Annotated in this window: 4 protein-coding genes; 3 read left to right on the forward strand and 1 reads right to left on the reverse strand. The window is 25.6% G+C overall.

Annotated elements, in window-relative coordinates:
• Window positions 1-168 precede the first annotated feature (168 nt).
• Window positions 169-669 (forward strand): VanZ family protein, encoded by a 501-nt coding sequence (locus H8891_RS14805; RefSeq protein ID WP_187007001.1) that lies wholly within the window; start codon window positions 169-171, stop codon window positions 667-669.
• A 465-nt stretch (window positions 670-1,134) separates the two neighbouring features.
• Window positions 1,135-1,329: a hypothetical protein gene (locus tag H8891_RS14810; protein WP_187007002.1), complete on the forward strand. Its 195-nt coding sequence runs from the start codon at window positions 1,135-1,137 to the stop codon at window positions 1,327-1,329.
• A gap of 1,574 nt (window positions 1,330-2,903) precedes the next feature.
• Here H8891_RS14810 and H8891_RS14815 read toward each other — a convergent pair.
• Complete coding sequence (locus H8891_RS14815; RefSeq protein WP_187007003.1) at window positions 2,904-3,272, reverse strand: DNA-binding protein; 369 nt, start codon at window positions 3,270-3,272, stop codon at window positions 2,904-2,906.
• 729 nt (window positions 3,273-4,001) lie between these two features.
• Between H8891_RS14815 and H8891_RS15545 the strand changes: the two genes are divergently transcribed.
• Window positions 4,002-4,133, forward strand: a complete 132-nt coding sequence (locus H8891_RS15545) for a hypothetical protein (protein WP_276510635.1) — start codon at window positions 4,002-4,004, stop codon at window positions 4,131-4,133.
• Window positions 4,134-4,542 lie beyond the last annotated feature (409 nt).

The following is a 4,542-nucleotide window of genomic DNA, read 5'->3' on the forward strand; positions in this document are numbered from 1 at the left end:
TAAATAGATTTTAAGGCTATTTTATTTATGGATAAGTATAAATACACTATAAAACTCTCAAAATCGATTTAAATAGTTCTAACTATTCCGGAAATCTAAATTTTAAGACTTGTTAAACATATGGTAATTAGTATACTTAAATATGGAATATTTAAGGGGGAGAGCTGAATGGAAATAAGCAAAAAAAATAATAGCTACAAAATAACAAATATTTTACTTATAATATATTTATTTATATTAACCTTTGTAATATTATTCAAAATAGGATTTCCTGAATTAGGGAGAAGAAGTATTAACTTAATACCTTATGGGGGTTCGGTAATAGTAAATGGTAAGATTAACATCCTAGAGTTAATCTACAATATAATTGCATTTATACCTTTTGGTATATACATAAGTATATTAAAGACTAATTGGAACTTTATAAAAAAAGTGGTTCCTATATTTGGAGTAAGCTTAGTGTTTGAAATAACACAATTTGTATTTGGCGTAGGAGCATCTGATATAACAGATTTAATTAATAATACAATAGGTGGGATTATAGGGATTTTAATATATGTTATGCTTACTAAAATTTTCAAATCTGATTTAAAAATTAATAAAGTTATTAATATATTTGCATCTTTAGGAACAATATGTAGTGTATTACTTTTAGTAGTATTAATATAATCAACTAATCCTTAAAAACTTATTTAAAGAGTATTAGTAAAAAAGCCCTTAGCATCCATTTATTTGGACACTAAGGGCTTTGATTTTTTAATTAAATTTATATTAATAATAAAAAACATTTGTAAATTTATGTAAAAAACTTTATCATATATTTAGAAAACAAAATAAAAAAGACTTACAAGTACCCCTTTCGGTCGGCAAACCTAATCGGGACTAAGTACCCAACTGTTGGAAGCAGTTAGATAGTACAAGTAAGCCTTAGAAACTGTTGCTACTAAAAAGTACTGGACATACTTGATAGAACAACAACAGTTACTCTCAAATTTTTAACTTCTTTACAAGATTATAAATGATTTTATAAGAATGTTCAAGGTTATAAATTTGAAAAAGGTTTATGAAATATCAAGCTATTCTCACAGTTGAGGATAGCTTTTTTTAATGTATCTATGTAAAAGGAGTGAGATCATGCAAGAAAAGAAGAGAAAGTTAGATAAAATATACACTTGTAGTTGTGGTCATGAATATAAAGTTAAGAAAATTCTAGTTATGAAAATGGAACTTTGTAAAATTTGTGGTTCAAAAATAAACCAAGATGAAGTTTATCGCTTATTAGAAGAATACAAAAGAGAAAAAAGAGAAATGAAAAATCAAAGTAAGTAGTTATTGGCTCAAAACAATAACAGTTGATTATATAACTAAAATAATCAAACAAGGTTGTATGTCACCTTGTATAATAAATGACATATAGTGGGACCCCTTAATCACTATAAACAAGGTCAGGTGAGTTCAGCCAATGCAGAAAGTGAGCCTCCGTACAGATAAGCCTAGTCCCTTTCTTTAGGCAGTACGGGTTCGAGCGTGACGACTACGTAAAGGTCGGGTGTGGGAGTTCTAGGATACTAATGTATCGGGAACCATAAACAGACATCAGCACTAGGATAGAACCATAGTGTAGAAAGTTTATGGGTGTTTACACGTAATAGAAAGGGTGCGAGAAGATAAGGCGACTGAGTATACTGTTGTATTATCAAAAGCAATTATTCCTTATGAATCAGAATAGTTATGTTTATTTTTAGTACAAGCTATTTTGATGGCATAAGGGAATAATTGCGTCGATTTCAGCTCCCTTGTGCCTGTTGTATCTTAGTTACATAGATTTTACAAGTTATTTTGTTTGAACAATTAAAAAACAAAAACCAAGAACAAAAACAACAAAAGAGCAAGTAGGAAAAGTTCCTTCTAACTTTTCTTACTTGCTCTGCGTTAGCATCAACTTTTACCCGTAGGTTGAAAGTTGATTTTAGCCGTAGGCTTATATAAAAAACAATTACCTAATCAGTAACTTATTACTATATATTTTTCAAAAAAAGAGAAATTTATTGAATTAAAAAAGTACTAGGTTTAGTTAATGTTTTATATAAAAATAACACTTAGAATATTGAATATATTTTAATAAATTAGTATGATATATAATCATGAGTAGTAAATCTTTACGTTAGAGTTTAGAAATAAAAAAGGAATCGTGCCACCAACACGATTCCTTTTTTATTTCTTTAAAATTAATCAATTTCTAGTTAAAAGATCAATGAAAAAATTTTAAAACTACAACTAAAATAATCGAGTTTTTGAAAAATGAATTGAGATAAAAATATAAAAAAACAAAATAGGAAATCTAAAATTTAAATCAAAAAAATATATTAATTAATTTTATTTATTAGGATAAAGTTAATTAATAACTAGCAAAAAAAGTGAGGCAAAAAACGCTAATATGTATGCATATAGATAAAAAAGTGGAGGTGCTTAAAAATAAGTCGCACTGCGACTTTAACCTCAAATGGTTACCAATTCCTCTTATGCTCTTTAATTTCTTTTTTATGCTAAGTAAAAAAAAAATTAAATTAAAAAAGATAGAGACTTTTATCTATGCTTAATAAAAAAACTTTCATTTAATTATTGGATTTCTTTTAAAAATAAAAATCATTCTACTAAAAACCTCGTAGAATGAAGAGCATAAGAGAAAACTGATATCATTGCATGATATTAGTCGCAGTGCGACTTGTTTTAAGGGGATATCAATTTTTACTAATAATGCCTCACTTTTTAGGCTTTTTGCCCCCACTTTTTTTATGAGTTTCATAAAGTTTTTGATTTGTTTAATGTTAAATTTTTTATTGTAATTTTAATTTTTTTAGTTTAGTTTATTAAAAAAATTTATTTATATATTTTTATTTTTACTAATCATAAAATCCATTTATAACTTTTGAAATAGTACATATACTCCACTTAGTTTTTAGACTAATTTCTCGATAGGTGTATTCATTAAGTCTATGTAATTCTTTTATTTTTTTTATATCACTTTTAGAAATTTTTTTAGTTCTTGGTTTTAATTTTGGGTTATATTCTTTCAACTCTTTTTTCAATTTATTAATTTCAAATAAAGATTCTTTATAAGATTTTTCCCAATCTTTAAGAAGATCTTCTTGTATCTTATTTGCTTTTCTTAGGGATTCTACTTCTTTTTCTAATTTTGAAATTTTAATTTCAAGTCTAGTTTTTTCAAACTTTAAATTCTCAATTTCTTTTTTACTAGATAGATTTAACATATAAATTCCTCCGTTAATAAGCTACTTAACAGTAAATGTAGTCCTTTAATATATAAAAAAGCAATAAAAAGTTAAAAAAATCTAAGTAAATACGTTGTTAACTAGCTTAATAACGGAAATAAAAAAATAGCTGACGCCCTCCTTATTTATTTTACATTGAGTAAAAAACACTCAAGCTAAAATAAAACGTCAGTTGTCACAATAAGAGCTAAATAAATCGATTTTAAGGGGTTTTGCTTATAGATATGTGAAATTATAAGGATATGTGATAGTATAAGCTTATAGACTGAATAAATAGATTTTAGGGGAGATTATTAGCAGGGGTATAATGAATAAACTTTTTTTTACAAATTTAGTGGTAGGCTTATTGTATTTGTATCATATAGATAAGTCAAAAGTATCTAAAATAGATATTTTAATTTTAGCAATTATAATATTTAATTTATTTTTAATTGGCAAACTTAAAAAAATCTTTAAAAAAGAGAAAGAAGGGTCTAGTTAAAACTAGGTCTTTCTTTCTCTTTTTTAACACAGCACGAATTCCAAGCTCCTAAGGAGTTGAAACACGTAAGTGCAGGATAAACAGTTGTATACTACACAACTGAAACAGTTGCTGTGCAACTGGGGTAGCTGTATACTACATTGATGAAAATAGTATACTAATCATTGTAAACGCTTGAAATACCAATGGATTATAAGTATACAACGATAAAAAGGAGAAATTTTATTATGACAAAAATAATTGGAGTTTTAGCAATAATATTAATTACAGTATTTGCAGTAGGACTTGTTGCATTAGTAATAAATTGGTGGAAAAGATCTATAAAATTAATCCTGAAAATGATGGGATATGATTTTTAATTTATAAATAATTTGATAGAAAATTAATAAAAAATCTTAAAAAAATAAAGTATTTGAAAAAATCAAATTAAAAAGTTTTAGAAATTCCAAACTTTAGAAAATAAGGTTTGAACAATTACATAAAAAATAAAAAAGAGTGTATTTACTGAAATGTAGTAATTTCAATAGATACACTCTTTTTTATATATAACTATTCCCTAAATCTAAATTTAGGGGGGAGTTTCGAGATATTTCATCAAAAAAAATAACCATACTAGAACACCATAAATAAAATAGCCTTAAAATCGATTTAAATAGATTTTAAGGCTATTTTATTTATGGATAAGTATAAATACACTATAAAACTCTCAAAATCGATTTAAATAGTTCTAACTATTCCGGAAATCTAAATTTTAAGACTTGTTAAACA

It is taken from the genome of Paeniclostridium hominis (assembly GCF_014306135.1).
In the GTDB taxonomy this organism is placed as follows: domain Bacteria; phylum Bacillota; class Clostridia; order Peptostreptococcales; family Peptostreptococcaceae; genus Paraclostridium; species Paraclostridium hominis.

What these genes read in the sequence shown, in the direction of transcription:
- H8891_RS14805 (WP_187007001.1), top strand. Translation starts at nt 169, where the DNA reads ATGGAAATAAGCAAAAAAAATAATAGCTACAAAATAACAAATATTTTA.
- H8891_RS14810 (WP_187007002.1), top strand. Translation starts at nt 1,135, where the DNA reads ATGCAAGAAAAGAAGAGAAAGTTAGATAAAATATACACTTGTAGTTGT.
- H8891_RS14815 (WP_187007003.1), bottom strand. Translation starts at nt 3,272, where the DNA reads ATGTTAAATCTATCTAGTAAAAAAGAAATTGAGAATTTAAAGTTTGAA.
- H8891_RS15545 (WP_276510635.1), top strand. Translation starts at nt 4,002, where the DNA reads ATGACAAAAATAATTGGAGTTTTAGCAATAATATTAATTACAGTATTT.